The sequence below is a fragment of the Methanomassiliicoccus sp. genome (assembly GCA_033485155.1).
Taxonomy (GTDB): domain Archaea; phylum Thermoplasmatota; class Thermoplasmata; order Methanomassiliicoccales; family Methanomassiliicoccaceae; genus UBA6.
Map to the genome: position 1 here is coordinate 54,594 of JAWQJJ010000006.1, position 25,962 is coordinate 80,555.

General features: G+C 55.0%; 25 protein-coding genes and 1 tRNA gene. 18 read left to right on the top strand and 8 right to left on the bottom strand.

Going from position 1 to position 25,962, the window contains the following annotated elements:
• Positions 1-229 precede the first annotated feature (229 nt).
• The 4 genes from nifS to SA339_09720 all read left to right on the top strand — a co-directional run bounded on the left by nifS (position 230) and on the right by SA339_09720 (position 3,781).
• Positions 230-1,420 (top strand): cysteine desulfurase NifS, encoded by a 1,191-nt coding sequence (gene nifS, locus SA339_09705; GenBank protein ID MDW5563488.1) that lies wholly within the window; start codon positions 230-232, stop codon positions 1,418-1,420.
• Positions 1,401-1,886, top strand: coding sequence for a Fe-S cluster assembly scaffold protein NifU (nifU, locus tag SA339_09710; protein MDW5563489.1), 486 nt, complete (start codon positions 1,401-1,403; stop codon positions 1,884-1,886). Before nifS ends, nifU begins: the two co-directional genes overlap by 20 nt.
• Before the next feature lie 223 nt (positions 1,887-2,109).
• Positions 2,110-3,021 carry a dihydroorotate dehydrogenase gene (locus SA339_09715; GenBank protein MDW5563490.1) on the top strand — a complete coding sequence of 304 codons (912 nt, stop codon included), beginning with the start codon at positions 2,110-2,112 and terminating at the stop codon, positions 3,019-3,021.
• Positions 3,011-3,781, top strand: coding sequence for a dihydroorotate dehydrogenase electron transfer subunit (locus SA339_09720; GenBank protein MDW5563491.1), 771 nt, complete (start codon positions 3,011-3,013; stop codon positions 3,779-3,781). Before SA339_09715 ends, SA339_09720 begins: the two co-directional genes overlap by 11 nt.
• Here the strand turns inward: SA339_09720 and aksA are convergent.
• Entirely contained in the window at positions 3,765-4,934 is a 1,170-nt protein-coding gene (gene aksA / locus SA339_09725; protein MDW5563492.1) for a homoaconitate hydratase, read from the bottom strand. The two genes, SA339_09720 and aksA, sit on opposite strands and share 17 nt — an antisense overlap.
• 139 nt (positions 4,935-5,073) lie before the next feature.
• Between aksA and SA339_09730 the strand changes: the two genes are divergently transcribed.
• Positions 5,074-5,274 carry a PF20097 family protein gene (locus SA339_09730; GenBank protein ID MDW5563493.1) on the top strand — a complete coding sequence of 67 codons (201 nt, stop codon included), beginning with the start codon at positions 5,074-5,076 and terminating at the stop codon, positions 5,272-5,274.
• A gap of 16 nt (positions 5,275-5,290) precedes the next feature.
• Complete coding sequence (locus SA339_09735; GenBank protein MDW5563494.1) at positions 5,291-5,491, top strand: hypothetical protein; 201 nt, start codon at positions 5,291-5,293, stop codon at positions 5,489-5,491.
• On the opposite strand, the gene SA339_09740 is transcribed toward SA339_09735, so the two are convergent.
• Entirely contained in the window at positions 5,470-6,045 is a 576-nt protein-coding gene (locus tag SA339_09740; GenBank protein ID MDW5563495.1) for a hypothetical protein, read from the bottom strand. The genes SA339_09735 and SA339_09740 overlap by 22 nt on opposite strands.
• A gap of 162 nt (positions 6,046-6,207) precedes the next feature.
• Here SA339_09740 and SA339_09745 point away from each other — a divergent pair, with 162 nt between their 5' ends.
• A complete protein-coding gene (locus SA339_09745) occupies positions 6,208-6,708 on the top strand; it encodes a type IV pilin N-terminal domain-containing protein (protein MDW5563496.1) in 501 nt (166 codons plus the stop codon).
• Between the two features lie 153 nt (positions 6,709-6,861).
• On the opposite strand, the gene SA339_09750 is transcribed toward SA339_09745, so the two are convergent.
• Positions 6,862-7,497 carry a hypothetical protein gene (locus tag SA339_09750; protein MDW5563497.1) on the bottom strand — a complete coding sequence of 212 codons (636 nt, stop codon included), beginning with the start codon at positions 7,495-7,497 and terminating at the stop codon, positions 6,862-6,864.
• Positions 7,494-7,751, bottom strand: a complete 258-nt coding sequence (locus tag SA339_09755) for a hypothetical protein (GenBank protein MDW5563498.1) — start codon at positions 7,749-7,751, stop codon at positions 7,494-7,496. The genes SA339_09750 and SA339_09755 overlap by 4 nt, the downstream gene beginning before the upstream one ends.
• Positions 7,752-8,093: 342 nt before the next feature.
• Here SA339_09755 and SA339_09760 point away from each other — a divergent pair, with 342 nt between their 5' ends.
• A complete protein-coding gene (locus SA339_09760) occupies positions 8,094-9,026 on the top strand; it encodes an ABC transporter ATP-binding protein (protein ID MDW5563499.1) in 933 nt (310 codons plus the stop codon).
• A gap of 4 nt (positions 9,027-9,030) precedes the next feature.
• On the top strand, positions 9,031-9,858 hold the full coding sequence (locus SA339_09765) for an ABC transporter permease (protein ID MDW5563500.1): 828 nt from the start codon (positions 9,031-9,033) through the stop codon (positions 9,856-9,858).
• 924 nt (positions 9,859-10,782) lie between these two features.
• On the opposite strand, the gene SA339_09770 is transcribed toward SA339_09765, so the two are convergent.
• Positions 10,783-10,980, bottom strand: a complete 198-nt coding sequence (locus SA339_09770) for a hypothetical protein (protein MDW5563501.1) — start codon at positions 10,978-10,980, stop codon at positions 10,783-10,785.
• Between the two features lie 322 nt (positions 10,981-11,302).
• On the opposite strand from SA339_09770, the gene SA339_09775 reads away from it, so the two are divergent.
• The 3 genes from SA339_09775 to SA339_09785 all read left to right on the top strand — a co-directional run bounded on the left by SA339_09775 (position 11,303) and on the right by SA339_09785 (position 15,542).
• Positions 11,303-13,588 (top strand): carboxypeptidase regulatory-like domain-containing protein, encoded by a 2,286-nt coding sequence (locus SA339_09775; protein MDW5563502.1) that lies wholly within the window; start codon positions 11,303-11,305, stop codon positions 13,586-13,588.
• A 320-nt stretch (positions 13,589-13,908) separates the two neighbouring features.
• Positions 13,909-14,307 carry a hypothetical protein gene (locus SA339_09780; protein MDW5563503.1) on the top strand — a complete coding sequence of 133 codons (399 nt, stop codon included), beginning with the start codon at positions 13,909-13,911 and terminating at the stop codon, positions 14,305-14,307.
• 782 nt (positions 14,308-15,089) lie between these two features.
• A complete protein-coding gene (locus SA339_09785; GenBank protein MDW5563504.1) occupies positions 15,090-15,542 on the top strand; it encodes a BTAD domain-containing putative transcriptional regulator in 453 nt (150 codons plus the stop codon).
• Here SA339_09785 and SA339_09790 read toward each other — a convergent pair.
• Positions 15,526-16,332, bottom strand: a complete 807-nt coding sequence (locus tag SA339_09790) for a hypothetical protein (GenBank protein MDW5563505.1) — start codon at positions 16,330-16,332, stop codon at positions 15,526-15,528. The two genes, SA339_09785 and SA339_09790, sit on opposite strands and share 17 nt — an antisense overlap.
• A 157-nt stretch (positions 16,333-16,489) precedes the next feature.
• Between SA339_09790 and SA339_09795 the strand changes: the two genes are divergently transcribed.
• The 3 genes from SA339_09795 to cysK all read left to right on the top strand — a co-directional run bounded on the left by SA339_09795 (position 16,490) and on the right by cysK (position 20,186).
• Complete coding sequence (locus SA339_09795) at positions 16,490-18,358, top strand: LytS/YhcK type 5TM receptor domain-containing protein (GenBank protein ID MDW5563506.1); 1,869 nt, start codon at positions 16,490-16,492, stop codon at positions 18,356-18,358.
• A 165-nt stretch (positions 18,359-18,523) separates the two neighbouring features.
• Positions 18,524-18,626: transfer RNA gene (locus SA339_09800), tRNA-Cys, on the top strand.
• A gap of 627 nt (positions 18,627-19,253) precedes the next feature.
• Complete coding sequence (cysK, locus tag SA339_09805) at positions 19,254-20,186, top strand: cysteine synthase A (GenBank protein MDW5563507.1); 933 nt, start codon at positions 19,254-19,256, stop codon at positions 20,184-20,186.
• Positions 20,187-20,225: 39 nt separating this feature from the next.
• Here the strand turns inward: cysK and SA339_09810 are convergent, their stop codons facing one another.
• Complete coding sequence (locus SA339_09810; GenBank protein ID MDW5563508.1) at positions 20,226-20,465, bottom strand: hypothetical protein; 240 nt, start codon at positions 20,463-20,465, stop codon at positions 20,226-20,228.
• Between the two features lie 173 nt (positions 20,466-20,638).
• Between SA339_09810 and SA339_09815 the strand changes: the two genes are divergently transcribed.
• From SA339_09815 to SA339_09825, 3 genes are all read left to right on the top strand, one after another.
• Positions 20,639-21,643, top strand: a complete 1,005-nt coding sequence (locus tag SA339_09815; protein MDW5563509.1) for a ComEC/Rec2 family competence protein — start codon at positions 20,639-20,641, stop codon at positions 21,641-21,643.
• Between the two features lie 293 nt (positions 21,644-21,936).
• The gene (locus SA339_09820; protein ID MDW5563510.1) at positions 21,937-23,859 is read left to right on the top strand and encodes a PAS domain S-box protein; all 1,923 of its coding nucleotides are present in this window, start codon (positions 21,937-21,939) and stop codon (positions 23,857-23,859) included.
• Positions 23,860-24,067: 208 nt separating this feature from the next.
• A complete protein-coding gene (locus SA339_09825) occupies positions 24,068-24,793 on the top strand; it encodes a hypothetical protein (protein MDW5563511.1) in 726 nt (241 codons plus the stop codon).
• Between the two features lie 346 nt (positions 24,794-25,139).
• On the opposite strand, the gene SA339_09830 is transcribed toward SA339_09825, so the two are convergent.
• Positions 25,140-25,958, bottom strand: coding sequence for a type I restriction enzyme HsdR N-terminal domain-containing protein (locus SA339_09830; GenBank protein MDW5563512.1), 819 nt, complete (start codon positions 25,956-25,958; stop codon positions 25,140-25,142).
• Between the last annotated feature and the right edge of the window lie 4 nt (positions 25,959-25,962).

Here is a 25,962-nt window from a genome sequence, read left to right on the forward strand (position 1 = left end):
CTGCCCACCTCGAGTCTAACGCTCCCGCACGGTCCCGGCGACGGGGGCATCAGGATTTCCTGGCCAGCGATCGGAGGACGATCGCCCAAGGCTTAGAGAAAATTATCGCGTAGAAACCCTTTTTATCCATCGGGTCCGTCCATTATCCATATGAGGGCATCAGCATTGGAATTAACGATTGTTATTTATAACCCATTGGATTATGCCCCCATGGATAAAAGGTGAGCTGATGGAGAGAGTATATTTCGATAACAGCGCCACCACCAAGGTGGACCCCCGGGTCCTGGAAGAGATGCTGCCCTTCTTCACCGAGCATTATGGCAATGCATCCTCCCTGCACTCCTTCGGGCAAGATGCCTATGATGCGATGGAATTGGCCAGGGAGAGGGTCGGAGCGGCCCTCGGGACCGCGGCCAGAGACATCATCTTCACCTCGGGAGGAACGGAATCGGACAACCTGGCGATACAAGGGGCGGCCTACGCTCTCGCCAGCAAAGGCCGTCACATTATCACCTCCAAGGTCGAGCACCACGCCATCCTGCATACCTGCCAGTTTTTGGAAACCCAAGGCTTCAAGGTCTCCTACCTGCCGGTGAACGAGGAGGGTTGGGTATCTCCCGACAGCCTCAAGGAGGCGATGACCAAAGAGACCACCCTCGTGTCCATCATGGCCGCGAACAACGAGATCGGCACCATACAGCCGGTCAAGGAGCTGGCCGAAGTGGCCAAGGAGGGTGGGGCCATATTCCACACTGATGCCGTCCAGGCAATGACCAAGGTTCCCCTAGACATGTCCAAGCTGAAGATCGATCTCCTGTCACTATCGGCGCACAAGGTCCACGGCCCGAAGGGGGTCGGCGCCCTCTACGTCCGCAAGGGCGTGAAGCTTCGTCCGATCATCTATGGCGGAGGGCACGAGCGCGGATTACGGTCCTCGACCGAGAACATTCCGGGCATCGTCGGGCTGGGCAAGGCGCTCGAGATCGGGATGAGCGAGATGGATGAAAGCGTCGCCAAGATGTCGGCGGTCCGCGATCGCCTCATCGAAGGTACCCTGAGCTCCGTACCCCGCTCCTATCTGAACGGCCCGAGGGGAGCCAACCGGCTGTGCAACAACGCCCATTTCCGCTTCGATTACATCGAGGGCGAGGGCATGATACTGCACCTCGACATGAGAGGGTTCGCCGCCTCGACCGGCTCGGCATGCTCGACCAAGAGCTTGGAGCCTTCGCATGTCCTACGTAGCCTCGGGCTGAAGCACGAGCAGTGCCACGGCTCACTACGGTTATCTCTGAGCAAGTTCAATACCATGAACGAGGCCGAGCTGTTCATAGAGGCCATCGGGCCGGTCGTGGAGAACCTGAGAAAGATGTCGCCGCTAAACGAGAAGGTGGATTACAATGTCGCCACAGTACACTAAGACGGTAATGGAGCATTTCACCAACCCGCACAACGTAGGGGAGATACCGGACGCTGATGGGATCGGAGAAGTGGGAAACCCGGTCTGCGGGGACCTGATGTACATCTACATCAAGGTCAAGGACGATATACTCACCGACGTCAAGTTCAAGACATTCGGATGCGGGGCGGCCATCGCCACCAGCAGCATGGTCACCGACCTGGCCAGGGGCAAGACCCTCGATGAGGGGCTGAAGATCACTCGGAAGGACGTCGCCGACAACCTTGGAGGATTGCCGCCCCAGAAGATGCACTGCTCGAACCTTGCGGCCGACGGCCTCCACGAGGCCATCCATGACTACCTGCGCAAGCAGGGACGAGAACCCCCCCTGCCCCCCGGCGCCAAAAAGGAGCATGAGGAGGATGACCACTGTGTCGTCGATGTCGATTCCCCAATCCACATCGAGGATACCGTCCCCAAACCGTGACGGCGGAAACCACTTCCTACTTTTTCATCATCCGTACCTGAGCTGGAATCGATCTCAAACAAGCCCATTTTTTACCGCATGGAAGGGTGGTAGGGAAGGCCGCGACGGCTGGGATGACTTCCTCCGACCGACCCACATCTCGCAAGCACCTGTCGCCCCCTTCTGTCGAACAACTAAGCGCGCACCGAAGGCTTTTCATCCCCGGACGCAATCGGTCCAGGCGATGACCACGCTCGAGGTGGACCTTGCCGGTATCAAGCTCAGGAACCCCACCATCCTGGCGTCCGGAGTGATGGGAGAGACAGGGGAATCCCTGCTGAAGGTCGCAGAGGCAGGGGCCGGGGGACTGGTCACCAAGTCCATCGGGCTCGAGCCCAGGAAAGGGTATCCGAACCCCACCCTGGTGGAGTTGCCGGACGGCTACATCAATGCCATGGGGCTGCCCGGTCCGGGCATCGAGGCCTTCGCCGAGGAGATGGAGGTCGCGCTGAGAAGCAGGGTGCCCATCATCGGCAGCCTGTTCGCTGCCATCCCCGAGGACTTCACAACCCTCGCTGGCAAGATGGAGGACTACGGGGCGGCGGCGGTGGAACTGAACCTTTCCTGCCCCCATGCTAAGGGCTACGGCATGGAGGTCGGCATCGACCCCGATGCGGTACGGTCGATCGTCTCCTCGGTCAAGGGCGCGGTCGGCATACCGGTGATGGCCAAGCTGACCCCCAACACCCACCGGCTGGTCGAAGTCGCCCGGGCGGTGGAGGCGGCGGGCGGTGATGCCATCGTGGCGGTGAACACCGTCAAGGCCATGGCCATCTCCGTTGAGGCCCGCCGACCAATACTGTACAATCGGACGGGGGGACTCTCCGGTCCGGCCATCAAAGGCGTGGGGTTGCGGTGCGTGTACGAGCTACATGAGGCGGTGGCGTTGCCCATTGTCGGGGTAGGCGGGATTGAGAGATCCGGGGACGTGCTTGAGTACATGATGGCCGGCGCCTCTGCGGTCCAGGTGGGCAGCGCGGTGGGCAGGAAGGGCCTGGCGGTGTTCAGGGAGATAACCGACGGCCTGATGAGTTACATGGGCGCGCACGACCTTGGTGACCTGAGGGAGATTGTGGGGGTGGCCCATGCTCATTGAGACCAGGGTCAGGGAGCGCATCGAGGCCGGAAAGGGCATTACGACCCTAGTGTTCGACGCCCCCATGGAGGCGAGGCCCGGACAGTTCGTCATGGTGTGGGTCCCCGGCGTCGATGAGGTGCCCATGTCTCTTTCTCACATCGGGCCGCATGCGGGCATCACGGTCAAGGAGGTAGGAGAAGCGACCAAAGCGCTATCGTGCCTCCGGCCGGGGGATGTCATCGGCATCCGGGGACCGTACGGTAACGGATGGCGGTTATCCGGCGGTCGCATCCTGTGCGTCGGTGGTGGGGTGGGCATGGCCCCCATAATCACCGCAGTGGAGGCCGCCGGCGACCCTGGCCGGGTGGCTGTGGCCATCGGAGCGCGCAACCACGGGGAGATAATATTCGAGGAACGTGCGCGCTCCGTGTCCAACGATGTGCGGATAACCACCGATGACGGCAGCTACGGGCTCAAGGGCACCGTGGTCAGTCTGGCCGACACGATGATGAAGGAGAAGCGCTACGACCTCGTCCTCGGCTGCGGCCCGGAGGTCATGAACAAATTCCTGCTCAAGGCCTGCAAGGATAACGAAGTACCTTGCCAGCTCTCGTTGGAACGCCTGATGAAATGCGGCGCCGGGCTGTGCGGCTCCTGCGTCATTGACGGCCTGCGGGTGTGCGCCGACGGTCCGGTATTCACCGGCGAGCAGGTTGAGAGGATGGCCGAGTTCGGCAAGTGCAAGCGGGACGATGCCGGGCTTAGAGTGAAGCTGTAGGGATGACCTGGGCCACAATGTCGTTGAACTCGGCATTGCTGACCCGCCCCTTCCTTTCACCCAGCTCCTTGATGCGCTTGCATATCTCTACCGCCTGCTGGTCAGTAGCGTTCACGCGCATCTCCTCCAGCCTGCGCTTGACGTAATTGACCCCGGTCTTCTTGCCCATGATGATGTGTCTCTCGTTGCCCACCGCCTCTGGCGGTATGGACTCGTAGGTCATGGGGCAGTTGAGGATTGCCGCCACGTGTATCCCGGACTCGTGGGCGAACACGTTGGTGCCGACCAGGGGCTGATTCCTCGGTTTGTGCAGCCCGGACACCTGGCAGATGTGGTCAGACAGTCTCTTCATCACGGTGCAGTCGATCCCTATGTCCAGGCCGTAGAGGTACTTCAGGGCGACCACGAACTGCTCCAGGGGAACGTTCCCTGCGCGCTCCCCGATCCCGTTGACGGTGGTGGTCACCGCGGCCGCCCCGGCCTTCACCCCGGCGATGGCGTTCGCCGTTGCCAGCCCGAAGTCGTTATGAAGGTGCAGGGCCACAGGCACCTTGACCTCCCTCCTAGTCCGAGTGACCAGGTCAGTGATCGCTTCTGGGGTGGCGCACCCTAGGGTATCGGTCACGCCGACCCTCACGGCCCCATTGGCCTCCGACTGGCGGTAGAACTCCATGAGGAACTCAATATCCGTCCGGGTGGTATCCTCGGCGCTGACCGATGCCGGGATGCCCCTGGTTTTACAATAATCGAGAGCATCGACGGTCATGGACAGCACCTCCTCGCGAGTCTTCTTCATCTTGTGTTTGAGATGGATCTCCGATGTCCCGACGAACAGCAGCACCATGTCCACGCCGGCGTCGACAGCAGCGTCGATATCTCCCTTGGTGACCCTGGAGAGCGCCAGAATATCCGCCTTCAGGCCCATGTCGGCGATGGCCCTTATCGTGCGGACCTCGTTCTCAGAGACCGCCGGAAAGCCGGCCTCGATCTGATGGACACCGGCATCGTCGAGCATTCGGGCGATGACCGCTTTCTGCTCCGAGGAGAACGCTACGCCCGGCGTCTGCTCCCCATCGCGAAGGGTGGAGTCGTAGACGATGACCTTGGCACCCTTCAGCACCGGGTTGAAAGGACTGACCGCGACCTTGTCCATGATAGGCCGAACCGAGGGGGACCTTATAACACTATTCTCGCTTCGGCGACGCTCTCCTAACGGCAGTCGATAATCGTAATATTATTTCAAGCTCGAAATATCTATATGCTTCCACTATGTTCAACCCGCGGAGTGTTCGATGAACTGTCCCAAGTGCAACAAAGAGATGGAGCACGGTTTCGTTCGCTCAGAAAGCTTCATCGGCGGGGTGAAATGGATGGCCGAGCGGAGCTCCAAGAGCCTGGGCTTGGAAAGCCTGGCCAAGCCCGACCCGCTCGGCTTCTGCTTCATGGAAGGGTTCCGCTGCCGGGATTGCCACACCATAGTTATTCAATACTGAACGGCATTTCGCAGGCATGACCGGTGTCAATACAAGCCGATGGCCCTGGTGGAAGGCCCATGAGCTGAGGATCAACCTCGTCTTGATGCTGGCATCGTTGTTCGTTATGTCGGTGGGATTTGCTCTCCAGATCGGCACGATCGTGGGCATCAGCCTCCTACTGCTGATCTTTTTCGCCACCTATACCGTGTACGCTTATGTCCGCCGCGACCTGTGACCGCCGAACCGGGGTACAGCCTGCACGAAGGGCCATCTCGGCGCACGTTCCAGGCGGAAGATGATTAGGATGACGAGGATGGGGACCACGGTCACCACGATCGGGACAAAGACCTCCTCGGGGATGCCGAAGGCCGAGATGCTGAATTTAGTCGCGTCGATGGTGCCGTAGAACTGCTTCTGGACGGCTTGGCCATCGGCGCCCACAGCCATGATGGTGACGAAGGCGGAGTACGTGCCTTCGGCCTCCACCGGCATCCTCGTCTGCTCGCTAACGAACTCCTTGGTCCCGCCGGCGGGGATGACCTCAGAGCCGGTGAACACGCTGTAGTAGGTGGGCATCCCTGGCCAATTGATGGTGAGAGCGACGGAGCGGATGGTCATGTCCCCTGCCCCCTTATTCGTCACCGTGACGTGGATGTATTCGTTGAAGTTGATGTGGACCGCATCGGTGAAGTCAACATCCGCAGCCCACTCCGCGCTCGCCGAGCTGAGTCCAAGGAACAGTACAATGGTCAGAGCGATTAGGGGGGCCGCTGCACGGGTCGCGGACATCGCCGGGAAAATGGCAAGTCTGGGCAATATATCTTTTCGGCCCGAGGGTCCGTCTAAAGAACGTCCATTATCGGAACGGTCAACATGATGAGACGGAGGTCTTGACATACTCTTCATTAAAGACCAGTAAGTGAATCACCGCCCAGACGTGGAAGGTTGGATATGAAGAAGATGTGGAAGAACCGCTCCGGTGTGTCCCCGGTCATCGCCACCATCCTGTTGGTCGCGATCACCGTCGTGTTGTCTTCGGCCCTTTATCTTTATGCCATGAGCCTCGGAGGGACAGGCTCCTCCGCACCCAGCGGAGCCTACGCTTCCGCCCAGACCCTGGATGCGAAGAGCATCAAGTTCAATCTTGGAACGATGAGCAGAGATGTCGAATTCACCGAGTGCAGGTTCGTCGTCGGCCTCAATGACGTTGTGGCATCGGCCCAGGCGGTGATCGGCACCGGACCCGGTAACGCCCTGACCTTCACTCCGGTCGAGGGCGGAGCCACCTTCACCGTCACCTTCGTCGACCTCAAGGAGGACGGCAAGATAAGCATGGGCGATTATGCAGAGATCGTCACCAGTGAGAACGCTCTTACTCCTGGCGTGTACACGGCATACTTGCTGTGGGCCCAGGACGGATCCCCTATCTGCACCATGACCCTGCCACTGTGACGATCCGTTCAAGCTAGGGAGGCTGGCTGATCGGGCAGGATCGCCCGACCCCGCCCCGTGGGTCGGGAAATTGCGTTAGGAGAATACTTCTCCAAAACCCAGACCTTCAATATGAAGAGACTTCAAGAAAAATGATGTTGAAAAAGCATTCATTCAGATATGCAATTCATCAGAGACAACTCTCTCCATCTTCTCTAGCTTCCTCATTCTCTTCCTCTGTACTCTCCAGTTGTTAGTTTGGGTTATAAAGAAGTAAGCTGAGATGATGACCGTGGTTAGATTCAGAGCAGTAGATGAGCTAAGAGTTATCCCTGTTTGAATTCCTAGTATTAAATCCACCAGCATTGACAGACAACCCAGGAAATATAGTACGAACAGGATAGCGATGAGCGGCCATACTTTTAGGGAGATATTGATCGCTTTAACTATGTCGTAATTTATGTCGGTAATGCTCTTTTGTCCATTTTCCCAAGTATCTGGGTTCTTCCCGATCTGCTTGATTTGCTCATAGTTTGCTCTGATTTGCATCAGAAGATATGCTTGGATTATCGCTGAGGCTATCAAGCCGATTAGAAGCACCGGGTTGGGTGATATGTTCAATGTTTGTCGGATAAACTGCGCCGATCCACCCTCCAGCGTAGTAGTCGTGACGTTAATGATGTCAATGAGGATGATGACCAAGGTAAACTGCAAACCGCGCAGGATAGCGTTCTTCAGATAGCGCAGGTGCATTAAAGTATCGGCTTCGGCCGACTCTATGACTCCCTGCACCCCATGATTCCGCGTCACAATCCATCCTCCCCAATGTACAATTCAGCGTTGATCCTCATGAACCAGCTGTATCTTTCTATGCCCAAAGGGAGGATCTTGTACCGAATTCTGGTCCGTTCTCCCCACTGCTCCTCGTATGATTCAATGTAGCCGGCCTCCTCTAATTTTGCCAGATATTTTTCCGCGGTCGATGCCTTGAGGCCGCATGTCTGAATAAGGTGCGTCTTTACTATCCCCCCCTCTTCAGGGTTATTCCTAATAATCCGTTCCAATAAGTTCTGGATGATGATGTTGCTAGATCTGTACTCGGACTTACGCTTGATGTATCCTCACCCATCAATCTTTTCAAATGAATAGTAGCTTATTCATTGTTCCAGAACAATGGTAGGCCACATTATACCATCTGATGCTAGGACGTACCGAAGGCTAGTTAATATCGATTAAGCCCTTAAAATCAAGGCCAGTAACGTCATCTCTCTATCATTATCATCGGCCCCCATAGCTGCTGAACTCCTGACATGAATATGGACCAATGTTCCGGAACGGGTTATATCGCTCGCTGGGAATCGTGCGTTGCGGACCAATATGTCCCTAAACCTGAAGGAGTGCAAGACATGGATTATGCAATAGAGATTGAAGGCTTGACGAAGACATATCAGGATTTCGTCGCCGTCGATTCGTTATCTCTAAAGATCGAGAAGAATCGCTTTGTTGGATTTTTAGGCCCTAACGGGGCCGGAAAGTCAACCACAATCAAGATGCTCACGAACTTAACCAAGGCGACCTCTGGAAAGGCCTACCTCGACGGCATTGATGTAGTAACCGATCCTAAAAAGGCGTTAGCCGAGGTAGGGGCAGTCGTGGAGACCCCAGAGTTCTACCCTTATCTTACACCAGATAAGAGCTTGGAGTACATCGCCAAGCTTAGAGGGATGAAGAGCGAGGACATTAAAAAACGATCAACCGAGGTCCTTGAACTGGTCAAGATGGAAAAGGAGAGGAGCAAGAAGATCGGGACGTTCTCCAAAGGAATGAAGCAAAGGGTCGCTCTGGCTCAAGCCTTGATGTTCGACCCTTCGATAATTATACTGGATGAACCGACCTCCGGCCTTGACCCGAGGGGAATGGTCGAGGTCCGTGAGGTTCTCTTAGACTTGAAGGAGCAGGACCTAACCGTCTTCATGTCCTCTCACCTTCTGAACGAGGTTTACGGTCTATGTGACTCGGTGGCGATGATGAACCGAGGAAAACTGTTGCTTAATAAGTCGGTGGAGGAGCTGAAAGGAAGCATCGAGGTGAGCAGGATACAAATTGAGACAATTAAGAAGATTGATGAGGCACGATTGAAGAAGCTTGCTGAGTTACCTCATGTTATTGGCGTCGAACCTTCTCACAGCAATCAGTTCGTGGTCGAGTTCAAGGGAGACATGGAGGATAGGAATGCACTTCTAAGGAACATAGACAGCGATCTTAAGGTAACTGCGTTCTCTGAGGCTGGCAACCCGTTGGAGGAGTTATACATGGGCCTGATAAAGGAGTCGAGGTGATCCGATGACGTCATGGCAGGACGTCCCATCGGACTTTCAACAGATTGGGGTCACAACTAGATATGAGATGGAGAAGCACTTCCAGAGCCGGGGTTTCCTTGGTATAATGGGCCTTATCGGCGTTGTGATCACCTTAATGACTGTAATCCGGCCATTGCTAGGCTTGGACTTCTCCAGCGATGCTGTATCGTTCGTTAACGACTATACGACCTGGGTGCAAATAATCGTCCTCATTGGTGCTGTGGCCTTTGCAAGCGGCGCTCTATCCTCGGAGTTCGAGAAGAGGACTGGACTCCTAATGTTCCCTCAGCCGGTGAAGAGGACAACTTTCCTGGTCGGCAAGTACCTCTCCAGCACCATCGTGATGGCCCTAGCTCTCGGCGTGTACTACCTGGCCGTTAGCATCCTATCGCTGGCGATCGTTGGATCAGTTCCTGAGACCATCGTACTATCCTACGGCTTTGCGGTGCTATACGGCATGGCCGTTTGCGCTGTAGCTATGCTGTTCAGTTCGATTCTAAAGACCAACACCGCGGCGATCGTGGCTACGGTGCTGACCTTCCTGATGGTTATGACCCTCGTTACGCAGCTGCTTGCGATGTCGCATATTGATCCATTCTTTATGACGTCGAATGCTGGAGACGTAATATCATACTCCTTGCAGAGCACGTATCCGACGACCTACACAACGACGACCCATACTCCCAATGGGGGAAATATAGCATCGACGACCTACATTCCTACCGAAGCTACAGCGGCCTTGGTTCTCCTTGGATATGTGGTCGTTTCTTTGCTTGTGGCTAACGTATTGTTCAAACGGAGGCAATTCTAGGTAGCCATACATCGATATGCATGGCAATTAAACACTTTCCAATCACTTATTTACGATTCAACTATCCGGACACTTAGGCTAACGGATTCCATGCATTTAGAATTTAGGAGACCATATTTAATTGCTGGCACAAGGCTAGGGAATCCCTTAACCATTCTCCCATGGAATGTCCCAATTGTGCCAGCCACCTTCATTGCTCAAGCAAATGATTTGCCTTTAAGCTGGATTTTATGATGTAGAAGTCAGCGGCCACAAGTGAGGGGTCCGGTTCTTTAAATACAAAGGGGATCGAAATTTCTTTCGGTTCCTAGCGATCCTCATCTCTTCATTTCCCTTCCTTTTTCCTAATCCTCTCCTCCATCCGGAGGCCCAAGGGGCCCTTGGAGAAATCAACATGGATCATTCTGATTCCTCCTTTAGTGAGAACTAAACCGGGAGGTAGATTTTGATAGCGGAAGAGAGAGAACAAGCAGTTGTCGTTCATGTCCGCTTATCCCAGAATCAAGCCGAGCGCTTGGAAAGATATATCGGATATTGGGGGTGACAAAAAGCTATGTTGCGGAGATTGCCCTAGAGGAATACTTTTCGAGGACCCAGATATTCAATCAAAAAGCTAAGAGAAAAGGGGCGACAGAGAGTAACATACTATAGGGATTGGTCGTTTGATGGCGCAGGTGAGGGTTGGATAAAGTATCAACACGTGACTAGATGCGGTTGCCTTGATCTGGATAGGAGCGGTAATGGGTAATTATGGACGTGGGAGCGATGCACCTCCTTCAGGTCAAGCTTCACCGCACGGCGGCTGTTAAAAACATCGGGCGATCGGAGCTAAGGGTGCAATATGATGGTCAGCGCTGGACAGGTTTATCACAGTTCAGATACTAGTAATATCAAAAGTAATATTATATAGTGACTGAAAAGTTTTCAAATGGCTTCGTGCAAGTCTGAGCCCAGGATGGGATGATTTATGAAATTAAGAAAATCACTAACCCTGTTGTTGTGCGCCTCGATGATCTTTTCCTGCATAGTGGTTATGACATCGAATGCACAGGCTGGAAAGGCCTTGATGTGGGGGGAGCCAAAAGCTCTCCAGGAGGGCACATCATCCCTCACGTCGGTCAATCCTCAATTGGCCATGAACGACCACGGGGATGCCGCGGCAGTATGGTATCAAGTAGGAGGCTCGTATTACACAGTTTTTGCCAGCACATATAATCATTCCAAGCAAAGCTGGAGTACTGCTGTTATGCTGTCGCTGGGGACGTCCAACGCGCAAACCCCTGATGTTGCCATCGATGCCGAAGGGAATGCGATAGCGACATGGTATGAAGGCAGCGGGTCCACCCACGTTTATACAAGCATCTACGACCATTCCACCGATACCTGGGGGGCAGCGGAAATGCTCTCGAATCCTACTTCTAACTCATACAATCCCCAGGTTGCGATGGACGATTATGGAAACGCCATAGCAACATGGGTCAATGACAATATTGAGGGTATGCACATCTTTGCTAGTATCTACAATCGCACCACTGATTCGTGGGGCGCCGAGACACGCTTGTCTGTTCCGTTCACGAGTGTGGCCTGGCCCCAGGTGACCATGAGTCATCTTGGAGATGCAGAGGTGACCTGGTCCCAGTACGATACCTATTGGACCGTCTACTCTGTATCTTATCAGCATGCCACCGATACATGGGAAGCGACAACGGCGGTCTCAGACGGGTCGGCCCATGCAGAGAGCCCACATAATGCCATGAACGCTGCGGGGGATGCGGTGACGATATGGCGTCAGAAGAGCGGTTCGGACTACTTGGTATATGCCTCAGTGTTCAATCACACGAGAGGTACCTGGGGAACCCCAAGTCAAATTTCAGGAACGGGATTCTATTGGGGCACCTATGTTGCCATGGATCCGCGTGGTAACGTGGTAGCGGTTTGGTACAACACTGATGGCGACAGTCGGGTCCATACCTGTGTTTATAATTACACTGCCGATGCTTGGAGCCCGGCCACGGTATTGCCGGCGGGATCATCCACCTATGGGCAATATCCTCAGGTCGCTATGAACTCAAGCGGCGATGCGGTAGTTGTGTGGGGAAACGGTTCGCCCAGTGTCGTGGATGCTGCTACGTACAACCATATCACCGGAACCTGGGGTGAAGTTACGACCATCTCATCGGACGACTATGTCTATTATCCTCAAGTGGCCGTGAACGATGGGGGGGCGGTTATGGTCGTCTGGGAGCAAAGGAACGCAAGCAGCGGGAGCCATGGCATCTACGCCACAATGCACGGCTTCTTTTCAGTCCTGCCTTCGATAGACATAACCTATCCCGGCAACCCTGGTGAATGGTCTAATAAAACCTCGATGAACATCACTTGGACGGCTGACGCGATTGGTGGACTCGACTATTGCTGGATAGCTCTGGATGGTGGGTCATGGAACAATGTCACCAGAACATATTATGAGTTCTCCGGGCTTAGTGAAGGCCATCATAACGTGACCATCCGGGTTTACGACCCTTCGGGAGACTATAGTGAGGTCAACAGGACCTTCAATGTCGAGACTTCGAATCCCGAGCTTAGTATATCCTCGCCGGCTCCTGATTCTTCAATCCCAGTACCTTTCGTCGGGGTGGCATGGTCCGCCTCCTCCGCTTCAGGTATAGATAATTACTGGGTCAAGGTCGATGACGGGTCGTGGACAGACGTCGGCAGCGACACGTTCTATAGCATATCCTCACCCACGAACGGTGCGCACACCGTTTATGTTAAGGCCGAAGACCATGCTGGCAACTGGAACACGACCTCCGTCAGCTTCACTGTCGGTTCCGCACCGGCAAGCAAAGGGACGATTAACGGCACGCTCGTTGACGGCAACGGCAATGCCATTGCTGGTGCGACTGTGACGATTTCCAATGGGGGAAGCGCTTCGACCGATTCGAACGGTTACTTCTCCTTTGCCAACGTCACCTCGGGGTCGTATACGCTGACAGTGACCAAGGACGGTTATGTGACGATCACTCGGACGATAGTAGTCACTGCTGGACAAACGACCGCCTTGGGATCGATCAGCGGGGAGAGCAGTTCCTCAGCAGCGGTCATCGCTCATTCCCCATCTGGTGATGATGTACCTCGAGACGCGGTGATAAGCGTCGAGTTTTCCGGAGCCATGAACGAGAGTTCGGTAACCGTTAGCATCAACGATATTGCATGCTCGGTGTCCTGGTCCGGTAACGTCATCACTTGCACCTCGTCCTCGAACCTTGAGTTCGGAAAGGCATATACGGTGACAGTCGCTGGCAAGGACCTCATCGGTAACTCGGTTGAATACTCATGGGCATTCACCACCCTCAAGGATGAGGGCATGATTACCGGGAAGCTAACCTGCGCGAACGGAGATCCCATAGTCGGTGCCACGGTCACTCTGAGTAACGGTATGACGACCACCACCGATTCGAACGGTTACTTCTCCTTTGCCAACGTCACCTCGGGGTCGTATACGCTGACAGTGACCAAGGATGGGTATGAAAAGATGACCCAGACTGTTACAGCCTCGGCCGGTCAGACGACCTCTTTGGGATCCTTAAGGGCTGCGGAAACTATAGCATCTGGCTCTGGCGACGCGAGCTTAGTGCCATTGATGGGTGGGGCTTTGATTATCGTCATTGTGCTCGCAGGTTTCCTCATCCTGGTCTATCGGCGTAACAAGAAGGAGGATGAGAAGTGATCAACGAGGCCTCACGGCCCCTTTTTAAATATTTTATATTTTTAACCCAGACGCAAAAAGTTATTATTTTCGATGAACCGCCTAAAGGCTAGATAAGACGGTACTACCTTGCCATTTCTCTGCATTGCTAGGTGATTGAAGTAGAATGAGGGATGTGGCTTACAGAGGAATCGATACGAACATAGAAGCTGAAGAGCTAATGGACTGGTTTCATGCGGACTCGAAGAATTCTTACTAAGCCGATATAAATCGTATTAAAGGGGTTTCGAGATAAGCACTAGCGCAACGCTAGGATACCTCTGAACTATTCCTCTCTGGCGATGTCCAAACTTAGGAACATCGCCAAGAGAGTACGGGGAAAGCTCAAGGATCTCCGCGCCCGCATCGTGCCAGCCGCCATCCTCATTCTTGTCATGATGGTTCTGGCTGTTAGCTTTGTGACTGACACGGCATCGGCCGCGACCTCGGACCAGGAGCTAAGAGTGGGTGCTCCGATCATCACCTACATTTTCCTTGCCGTGGCTGTAGGTTGCCTAATCCTCTGGAAGCTCACCGAGGAAGCGCTGTTGCTGTACGGGCTGTTCGTCTTCGCCGCTCTGGCCCTCGTGACCTATTACTTCTCTACAAGCCCCGTAATGCATGGAACGGCAAGCATTCCAGGATTACGGTCCTGGCCGCTGTCCTGGGGATTATTGGCGCTTTCCTATGCCTCGCCATAGTGGCGCCCCCTACGATCCAAGCGGCCTCATGGGAGGACGCTGTAATAGCTGGCGCCGTAACCGGCGGTACCATCGGAGCTATCGGAGGTTCAGCTGTTCCCGGCGTCGGTATGCTTGCGGGAGGGATGATAGGTATTGCTATCTTTCAAAGGAAGAAATAGCCAGAGCGAGAGAACAGGCAAGGTCGTTAGGTACCTTGAATCATCTGTTATTCTCGCTAGGCGTAGACAATGGCTTGCGCTGCATAGATATGCAGAACTCGACCATAACCAACGCTTCCGAACTAACTCGCTATCGCTTTAGCGAGTAAGAGGAAAAGGAAGGAATGGCGGCAAAATTCGTTATCTAGAACTCTCCCAGATGATTCAGCAGCCGCTTAGGGATTATCTTTGCTATCGTCTGCAACTAGTTTGGCGATGGGAAAGAGATTGGGACGAGCTGTTCATAGCAGAGCGATCTTATCCGTCTTTACATGCCAGGCCAATCTCTTATGATCTCATCAAAGAGGCCATCGGGAAGATATCGAAGGAACTAGGGATTCACTTCCTGCCTCACGATCTCAGGCGCACCTATGGACATCGGTTGCACGACGTAGGTGATCCTCTAGAAACAATTGCGAAACTAATGGGCCACGAGAGTTTAACGCAGTCCTTCAGAGCGTATATCGGAATCGATCAGGACGAAATGAGGGCAGTGCAGGACCGACTTATTCCCAAGCGCTAAAGCCACTCCCTCGATACAATAGAAAATGTTTTCTAAAACGTCGGCTTAACACCGCGCTCGTGAAGAGCGCGGCACGCACGCAGAACAATCCCAACTTCATCAAGATGTACCACGGGAACCTCGAGATCAACATCCCCCGCCGGTTATTCAAGGATGGCACCGCCGAGATCATCCCGGCGGAAGAGGAGGCGTTCCGCAAGACCGTGAACTCAAGGTACCCTTGGCTCAGTCAGTTTGCCCTCGACGACGTGGTAAAGGAAGCGAAGGACGCCATGTCCGACCACATCGAGCGCTCCAAGACCGTGCACCAGAGGGCAAGGGAGCAGCTGGCCCGCGGACGGGTGAAGACAGCCCTTGGCATACTGGAGGAGCATCTCATCGACGAGCCGGAGGACGCCGACGCCTGGTATGCGGTCGCGGAGGTGCTCTCCAAGCTTGATCGGAAGGAGGATGCCTTTCGAGCAATGAACCATGCGCGCGAGCTGTCGAAGACAGTCAAAAAAGCGCCTTGATGGCATCCGCGACTTCCTGCACCGTCGCGCCCCACGGCACGACAGCGAGATCGCCCTTGATCTGGTAACCTTCTCTGACCTTGCAGCACTTGACTATCCGTTTCCGGCCATCGCTGGGGGCGAGGGCCTGAGGGCACATCTCGATGCGCGGCACGTCCCGATGGTACAGCGAACGGAAGATACGAGCAGAGAGGTCGCACCCTACCAAGGTCACTTCCTCGTCTATGACTGGTACCTGGTCAAGATAGAACATCGATCTATCGGACCGTAGCCCCGAGGCCTGGCAGGGGAACAGCACCCCCTTGGTGGCGATCCCCTGGGCAATGGAGTTGAGATCGATTTCGGTGTACTTGGGGACGACGGGCAGGTCGACCATTCCTGATTCAAGGGCCCTGGAGACGAGCACCGAGAGCTTGGACGGCGATGGGGGGACTACATCAAGGACCTCGAGGTCCATGATCTCCCCGGGCTGGGTGAAGGAGACATGGTTGAACAGACCCTGGACCACCACTGTCTTGCCAGGGTACTTCATCGAGAGCGCGGCCATCGCCGGTGAGTTGAGCACGTCGATCAAAGGATCCTCGATGAACACCGTGCTGTCAGGCAGGGCGATGACCTCATGTCTGGTGATGCATCGGAACAGTTCCTTACCCTCCGCTTTATCGATTCGGACAACGGCCAGGTCTTTGCCGTTACGGAGGACGTAGTGGTCGCACCGCGTATACGCTTTCTTGCCGGCGATCTCCCGTGCAATATCCTCCCTCGTAAGAGGGAACTCAACCTCCTTCACGGCAACGTCTTTACAGTGCCCTGGCAGCATCGTCGTCAACACTCTGTTCGGAATATTTAAGGGTGCTCAGGCAGCGGGAGCGATGTCCCTCGGAGTAATATATGGAATCAGACATTCAGATGGAATCCTATTTCTCTATCTCCCATTATTTTGATGCATGCCAGGGATGATGACGGGCCGGGGACTGAAGGAGGCGCTATTAGGATCCTCGGTGTTCCTGGGGCCATCGCTCATTTTGGCGCTCCAGATGAGCGGGAAAGGGTTCACCAACTCCTTCCAGGTCGGGGGGTCAACCGGTTTGTCCCTCCTGTGGATTGCCATCCTTACGCTGATCTTCAAGTTCTCCATCGTAGATGGGCTAGCTCGGCTTACCCTAGCCCGCGGCGACAGCATCTTCTCCAGCCTTCCCTCCCTTCCCGGCCCACGGAACTGGGGGGTATGGGCGGTCATCATTGTATACGTCGTCGAGGTCATGGCATACGCCAGCATTGCGGTTTTGGCCGGTTCGATCCTCGGTGAGCTCATGCCCGGCGATCAACCGGCCCTCGTCATGGCGACCTCGGTCGTCCTGGTCGCGCTAGTCATGCTACTATGGCGATCCATCGGGTTCCTGGAAAAGGTGGTATATGTGATAGTGGGTGGGGTGGCCCTCCTGATGCTCTACAGTTTCATCGGGGCGATCGCCACCGGGCCACAGCTCACCCCGATCATCTCTTATTCCGATCCCAGCGTCTCCGAGGGCATAACCCTCCTTCTAGGTAGCGGCTCGGGCCTCTCATTACTGCTCTACTCTGTCTGGGTCAGCGAGAAGATCAAGAAGGTACCGGCGGGCATGAGCAAGGAGGGCGCCCTCACCGCCCTCAGGACCGGAATGATCATGGCATTCGTCATCACCGGGGTGTTGTCGATGGCCATCATGGTTGTGGCGGCTGTGACTGGCGCTACTAGCGTGACCGATCTGATCAATGTAGACATCGTGTCCTTGCCCCTCTTCGTTCCCATCTTCATCCTGTCCGTAGGCAGCCTGATGTTCGGCATTGTATTCGTGGGGATGGACGGCCGGGCCAAGGCCATCGGCCGTATGCTGAGGCAGATGGGCCTGACCAAGATGGAGAAGGGACCGCTCTATCGGATGCTGGTCATAGGTTTTACAGTCATATTATTGTTAACCATTCTGTGCGGGGAGCCGATTGACCTGCTGCTCTTCATCTCCTCCCTGTCCTCGGTTATGTTCGCATTGGTGGGTTTCTCGCTCATCTATCTTAACACCAAGCTCAAGCCCCCATACCGTGCTGGGCGGCCATGGATCGTCCTGACCGCCACAGGTAGCTCGGTATTCCTAGCCATCGCTTTGATCGAGGAGCAGACCATGCTGGAGTTCGGCGTCCCCATGCTGATGCGCCTGGCAGTCGTGGCGCTTGTCCTATACTTGCTAGCCCGTTTCGGCGCCCTTGACCGGATGATGAAGAACATCCATGACGTCAAGGGCACTCTGTTCATGATCGCAGTCTTCGGGGCCATCTCCGTCTTCGGTACGATGGGCGGAGTCGATTACGAGGGAGCGGTAATTAACTTCAGGGACCTCGGCCCCATCATAGCTGGGGTCCTCGGCGGCCCGCTCGTGGGCACGCTCGTGGGAATGATAGGAGGTCTATACCGCTACGAGATGGGGGGCTGGACCTCGATGGCCTGCTTCGTTGCCACGGTCTCCGCAGGCCTGGTGTCTGGATTGCTTTCCCGCCATTGGAAGGGACGCATCTCCTACCTCAAGATGGGGTTCCTGGGAATGACCGTGGAGGGAATGCATCTTTTCCTGTACTTTCCGATGCTGACGCTGGACCACCCCTTCAACGAAGTATTCGACGTGCTTAGGCACGTCACCGTGCCCATGATCGTGACCAACCTTGTAGGCCTTATGTTATTCACCTACATCCTCGAACGCTGGGGTCCGTGGGGGAAGGAAGATAAGAACGGCATCCGGGGTACGACCGAAGGGGCCATTGAGGAGCGAGCGGTCGAAAGTTGATATACGATTATCCACACTCGCCCCACTAATTCTTTCTTGCTCGCCCGACAGCATGCGAAGATGTCATAAATGGCTGCAAGAAATGGGCATCAAGAGCAACCGAGAGTATCCAGTATCTTTGATCGACGATATTCTAATATATGGGTAGCTGATTCTACCCCCGACGCCGGGATGACAGAGCGGCCATGTGGCGGACTGCAGCCTACCAAGGCAGCAAGCCATTGGCGGATATCCGTACACCCGAGTTCAAATCTCGGTCCCGGCCCCAATCATTTCTCTCCACTTCTGGACATGCCCTCGTCTCGACGGACAGGGCTCACATTGAGCAACGCGTCACCTCTCGACCGCAACGCGCGGTAATGTTTTAACAGACCTCGGACGGATGGCCTCAGACATCTGAGCATCTTCATGTTTCGTGCGCTGGTTGATCGCATCCGATGTCGGTGCGGAGCATACCGCGGCTATCATAAGCAGGGGCAGCAGGGACGAACATGTAGCATTATTCATTCATAAGTTGGAATCATCGAGGATAATTATGATGCGGAGCGCATGGAATTCTAGCGTGATCGGACCTGCATTTCAAGGCGATGCGGGACCTGAAAAAACTTCCACCGGAAAAGCAAGGAGACAAATCCCTGGAACCCACCTGGAACGGTCCTCGCACGACCCCTTCCCTTCCACTGAAATCTTGAACGATAAATAAAATGCTGGCTCTAAGGAATTATATAAATATCTATTTTGATAACATCAATGCAGACACAGGGAGAAATTGATGCCCACTCATCTAGTAACGCCGCCCCGATCGGTCACGGTTGATCGCCGGTCTCCGCAGCGTCCGGGTCACTCTCGTCCCGCTTCATATATATCTGTCCAAGAGAATGCCAGCGCCGGTAATATGGTGCTGTATAACAACATCCTGGAGGCCATCGGGCACACCCCCCTGGTCCGCCTGAACAGGGTCGTCCCGGAGGGCAGCTCCGAGATATATGCTAAGGTCGAGTCGTTCAATCCCATGCATTCCATCAAGGACCGGGTGGCGCTCTCTATGATGGAGGACGCTGAGAGACGAGGGGTTCTAGCTCACGGCATGTACGTAGTAGAGCCGACCTCCGGCAACACCGGTATCGGTCTGGCCATGGTCTGTGCGGCCAAGGGATACCGCCTGGTCATCACCATGCCGGAGAGCATGTCCGTGGAGCGGAGGAACCTGCTGAAGGCGCTTGGCGCTGAGTTGCTCCTCACCCCGGCCGCTGAGGGGATGGCGGGAGCGATCAGGAGGGCGGAAGGCATCGTTGCCTCCGACCCGAAAGCGTACATGCCCCAGCAGTTCGAGAATCCCGCTAACCCGCTCGCCCACTACTCAACCACGGCGCGTGAGATCCTCGCCGACCTTCCCGATCTCAATGCCCTGGTGGCGACGGTCGGTACTGGGGGCACAATAGCCGGGGTTGGTAAGTTGCTCAAGGAGACAACCCCCGGCATCAAGGTCATCGGAGTGGAGCCCTCCGCCTCCCCCGTGCTCTCCGGGGGAAGTCCGGGGCCGCATGGAATACAAGGGATCGGCGCGGGCTTCATACCCCGAGTCTATGATGCCGATCTCGTCGATCGCGTCATGGGGGTTGCCGATATGGATGCCGCGATCTGTTCTAGGGAGCTGGCCATCAAGGAAGGTATCTTCTGCGGCCTGTCGTCCGGCGCGGCCATGAGCGCCGCGCTTAAGGTAGCCAGGGAACTGGGGCCGGGCAGGAAGGTCGTGGCGATACTGCCCGACACTGGAGAAAGATACCTGACCACGGAACTGATGCTCAAGGTGGCCGCGATGAAGTAGCATTCATCGGACCCTTTTTTTGTGACCTGATCCGGTCACCTATTGAGTACCGATCTCGATCGGCTCTCCCTCGCCGACGTTATCCTTGATCCACTTGACTATGCCCGGTTCGGTAACCTCAGCGACGATCATGATCTTGCCGTTTTCCCTGCTGACCTGCCGCACGGAGCCAAGGTGCATGCGGTCGGTCGCCACCGGTACGGCACCTTCCTGGTTGAACTGTGCGACCATGTCTTGTGCTCCCCGGTCGCTCTGAGGAAGAAGGAATTTGACTATCATTATCTGCCCCGATATCAGTCCCCTTTTTACGTTTTTCTCCCTGATTCGCGTTATTCGGTAATGTTACTAGGGGGCGATCGGAAGCGACTGAAGATCGGCGATCCGCACGGGCGGACGACCCGTCTGACAATATAGAATGACTGAGATGGCCTTAACAATCTCCTTCGCTTTTCATGGACTGGCAGAGGGAGAGGATGGGGTCGTCAAGAAGGAACAAGGATAGGAGAATGGTCGCCGCCGTGATCATCGTCCTGGTCATCATCGTAGTCATCGCCGTGCTGGTATCTTCATCGAGGATTCCACCCGGAGGCTCCAGCAAGATGGGGAGCACAAGTCACTCGGGAGATAGCGGAAGCGTACCGTCCGACAACTCAGCATCAGCCTCGCCCTCGGACGCCGGAAGCACGACCAATGCCACGGTCTACTTCATCGACGTCGGCCAGGGGGATGCCGAACTTATCAAGACAGCGGAGGGCAGGAACGTGCTCATCGATGCTGGTCCGTCCTCCGCCGGCCCCACGCTGGTCGCATTCCTGAGGTCGCATAACGCCACCATTCTCGACGCATTCGTGCTGACCCATCCCGATGCCGATCACATAGGGGGAGCGAAGGATGTCCTTGACGCATGCACCGTGCTCGCCGTCTACCAATCTGGATACGCATCTAGCACCAAGACCTTCACCTCGCTCCAGGCTGCGGTGGTCGCCGAGGGCTGCCCTTCTTACGACGATGCTCAGCTGAACCCCGGGGATCGCCTGGACCTCAATGCCAGCGTTACCTTCGAGGTGATGTCCATCAACGCCCATGCCGACAGCTCCAACGATGCATCAGTGGTCCTCAAGATGACCGATGGGTCGGTCGACATCCTGTTCGAGGGCGATGCCTCCTCTTCGGTCGAGAGCAAGATGGATGTCGATTTCGGGACGACCATGGACGTCGAGGTGTTGAAGGTGGGGCACCATGGAAGCGCGTCCTCCACCAGCGCCGCGTTCTTGGCGCAGACCACGCCGGCGGTCGCGATAATCGAGGTCGGGACAGGGAATACCTACGGTCACCCTACCAATCAGACCCTGGACCGCCTGGGCAAGGCCGGAGCGGAGATCTATCGCACCGACCTCCAGGGAACGATTGCCCTCACCACCGATGGGGCGACGTGGGCGATTAACTGCGAACGGTGAAGCGCCAACATAATACGGGGACGAGACCTGGCTATTTGGTTTAGGTCTGATAAAACCTGATACGAGGTGCAGCTAGACTGGCACCAGGCGACTCGTCCGTCTCGCCCCCCAAGGGCGAGGAATGACCGTATGGATAAATGCGTAGATCATTCACAGTCCGTCGATGATCAATGGCCAGAGGTTGACAATAACGGGGGACCTATGAATTATTATAGCCGGGCTTGACATACTTAATGAGGTCAGTGGGGACGGCCAATCATTTTTCCTGCAATTGACACCAGGTGGCCATCGGCATGAGCTCGGAGATAAGGGGAGACAACGGGACGACCCATGAGCTGACAGATGAAGAGGAGAGGAATGAGATCTGCTATCGCTTATTCTTCGAGAACAGCGGTAACGCCCTATTCCTTGCCAAACCAGATGGCCGGGTGCTTGCAGCCAACCCTGCAGCACAAAGTATGTTCCAAATGAGCGAGGAGGAGATCAAGGCGGTTGGCAGGGATAGCTTGGTGTTAAAGGACAGCAAGCTCGAGAGGGCCATTCGTGAACGGACAGAAAGAGGCAAGGTCACCGCCGAGCTCACCTGCCGTCGAAAAGATGGTGAGACATTCCCCTGCGAGGCAACATCCACGATGTTCGTCGACGCTGATGGTACATTGAGCAACATGGTCTCGATACGGGACATCACCGAGCACAAGCTGGCAGAACAAGCGTTAAAGAATGCCCTAGAGATGGCGCGCAGGAGGACCGAGGAGATCGAGACGCTTCTGGACGTCGCACCTGTGGGCATCTGGGTAGCACATGATCCGGACGGTAAGGTCATAACCGGCAACCAGGCAGCAAGCGGATTGTATGGGAGACATGATGACGATCGAGGTTCGGGCGTAATGCCATCGACTAGTCAAGCTGCGCCTCGAAATTACGATACTGATGGGGTTGAGATCAAGCCAGAAGGCCTCCCAATGCAAATAGCGATGTCCATGATCGCCGAGGTCCGCGGTTCAGAGATCACGACTATCCTTCCTAGTGGCAGGAAGATCATCACGATCTGCAATGCCAAGCCGCTCTTCGATGAATATGGAAATGTCAGAGGGGGCATCACGTCAGTCATAGACATCACTGGCCGCAAGAGGATGGAAGAATCGTTGATGGAGGAGCGCTCCCGCCTTCAAACGATCCTCGACACTCTGCAGGTCGGTGTATCCGTGGCGGACGCCCACGGAAACATTGTCCTGAGGAACCAGCTGATGTATGAGTATCTTGGAAGCAATGCTCGTTCGAGTGACTTCTCTGACCTCGCCCTTTTCCGCGTGTACTATCCTGGTTCGAGCATAAGGCTCAATGCAGAGGAGATGCCGGTGTCGAGGGCCCTTCGCGGGGATGTTATCAATGACGAAGAGCTGGAGATCGTGAGAGCCAATGGGGCACGGGTTATCGTGCTGGCCTCGGCCAGATCCATAAAAAATAAGGAAGGCGGCCTCATTGGAGCCTTGGGTGTCTTCACCGACATCACCAGGCTAAAGAAGCTCGGAGAGAATCTGAAACGCTCTAACGACGAGTTACAACAGTTCGCTTACATCGCCTCTCATGATCTTCAAGAGCCCCTCAGGATGGTAACCTCTTACCTAGGTCTGTTAAAGAAGAAGTACGGTCACGATCTTCCGCCGCAGGCCGAGGAATATATGGACATGGCAGTTGATGGCTCACGTAGGATGAAAGGTCTCATCGACGACCTATTGGAGTACTCGCGTGTCGATACGCGAACATATGAACTCAGAAATATCGATATGGATGAATTGGCCAGATCAGTAGCGCAGGACTTGCACGTGGCCATCAACGAGAGCGGGGTAGAATTGGCCATCGAACAGTTGCCGACCATCAGGGCTGATGAAATACAAATGAAGCAGTTACTGACTAACCTGATCTCGAATGCTATCAAGTTCCACGATGGCAGGCCCCCGAGGATCATCGTTTCAGCCATCGCCTACGAGAACGAGTACGTCTTCTCTGTGAAGGACAACGGCATAGGCATCGATCCCAAGTACCAGGACAAGCTGTTCAAGATGTTCTCCCGGCTGCACACCAGAGAGGAGTATCCTGGGACGGGCATCGGCCTGGCGATCAGCAAGAAGATCGTCGAACGACACGGCGGCAGAATATGGTTCGAGAGCGAACCGGGCAAGGGGGCGACGTTCTTCTTCACAATACCGACATAACAGACCGGCTCATCTCCCCGAACACCAACGGATAGCTCTGCCGGACTCAGGGTTTTGCGCCTCTGCTCGACTAGGGCGCCGGATGATGGGCGCGGGTCCATCAGTCGAACTATGGCCTACTGTCGACTTGAACCGAGCTGCATGTCAAATTTAGATATAGGCTATTATATATGAAAAAATATGGTATGGCATCATAGGAGAATTCTGGATGGAAGACGGAGCTGGGCGCAGAAAGAGAGGGGCATGGGTAAAAGGTAAGCTTTTCATTGTTGTATCGACTACCCTCCTAATCGCAATACTGGCATCGGCCCTTGTCCTCACCTCTGCATCAAGGATGCCAGTCCAGGAGAATGATGACGATCAGATGGCCTCCGATGACGGGAATGACTCGAAGACGACGGACAGCGAGGATGGGAACGAATTGGTCAGCGGTGTTGCTTCTGACTTCATCCTCGATGGGAGAGACATGGGGGCTTCCTGGGACGCATCTGAAGTAAATACCGACATCAGTCAAATAGGCGGATACCCCACCAGCCTGCATATTACGAGCGCTGCTGGCATTATCTTCTCACAAAATAACTACACTGGCTCCATACATTATAGGATCGAAGTCACTGTGATGGTATTCAGCACGGCAGATGATGCGGCCGCCTACTACGACAACAGGACAGAAATTCATCCCCAGGACGATTCCAACATTGCGCCAGAATTCCGGCCCTCATACCCTGTTCTGCTTGCCAATGTCAGCATAGGTGATAGGGGAGCCGTAATCGATGGACCTCATATCACTTTGGGACATGAAGCAAAAGCGATCTTCACCTTGAACAAGAATGTAGCCTGCACCATCATGTACCACGACATGACATCATACGATCCTCTGCCAAACCAGCTTTTGATCGACCTGGCGAACAAGATGAATGCAAAAATCGTGTGATGGCTATGATGCTTCGAGACTCATCAATGGCCATACCGTGAATTTGAATCCTCTCTCAAGTTACATTTGACCTCCAATCCCGCTCTCCGGCTCCATCTAGGTTTCAGTTAGCGATCGGAAAAGGGACACCCCAACATTTATCGGTCATGAGGGAGTAGTTAGGGCGCCCACCATGCTGAGGGTCGCGGACTAATCTCATGGTCCGGACAGAGCTGTAATTGACCCTCAGCGGGTGGACACTTATTGTCTTCCGTATTTTGCGAAGCTTGTAATCAATTCCTTGAGGCTTCAGGTGGCTTGGTCCCGAACCATGGAATCAATATGTCATGATCTGGATTAAAATTGTTTAGCCACTCGGGGCTGGTGGGTCTGTCGCCTCCTCAGGATCAAGTGCTATCTCAGGCGTGTCAGCGGGGACTCCCTGCGAGCAGGGTGGAGATCCCAGCGCCGCTGCAGGCTTTTTGATGGCCTTCGGAGTCGACCGTATCTTCACCGGCCCGATGAGCTCACGCGTCTCTTGAGAGAACATACGCTTGATCGAATCTGCCAGGTCCTCGATATCCATAGATCGCCCTGTCTCCCGCTTCACATTCCTCCGGATGGCGTTGAGCACGTCCTCGTGGAACAACGCCTTGGAGATCGAAGCTGGACTCAGCGCGACCTGACAGGCCCAAAAGTCATCGAGGCCGCCCTTGCTGAGTGACTTGCGGTGCAGGACCACCAACGTCGCCTCGCATTTATTGATGTCATCGGTGGACAGATCGAGATGGAACGCCCGCTCGTACTCGATGCCCTCACTGAACGTCAAGTGATAAAGGTTCCATTCTACTCCATTGGTCAGCAGCACCCAATTATAGTTGTTCCTGGAAGCATAGCTCTGGGCCTGTTCGATCTGCCGGTCGCGGAGTGCCACGGTCGGCGCCTTGACCTCGATCAACAGCCTTGGCACGCCGTCGATCTTGATCATTAAATCCACATACTTGTCGCGGAGTTGCGCCTCCCTGCTGATCTCCTTGAACGCATCGTAGCCGAAGACATCCTCGAACATCTTGACCAGTCGCAGGACGGTGTCCGCTTCGTTGATGTTCTGCTCCTTAGCATCCAGCATTATTGCCTGATATCTCTTCAGCTGTGCTTTGTCAATATAGTCCTTGGTGACACTCATTATC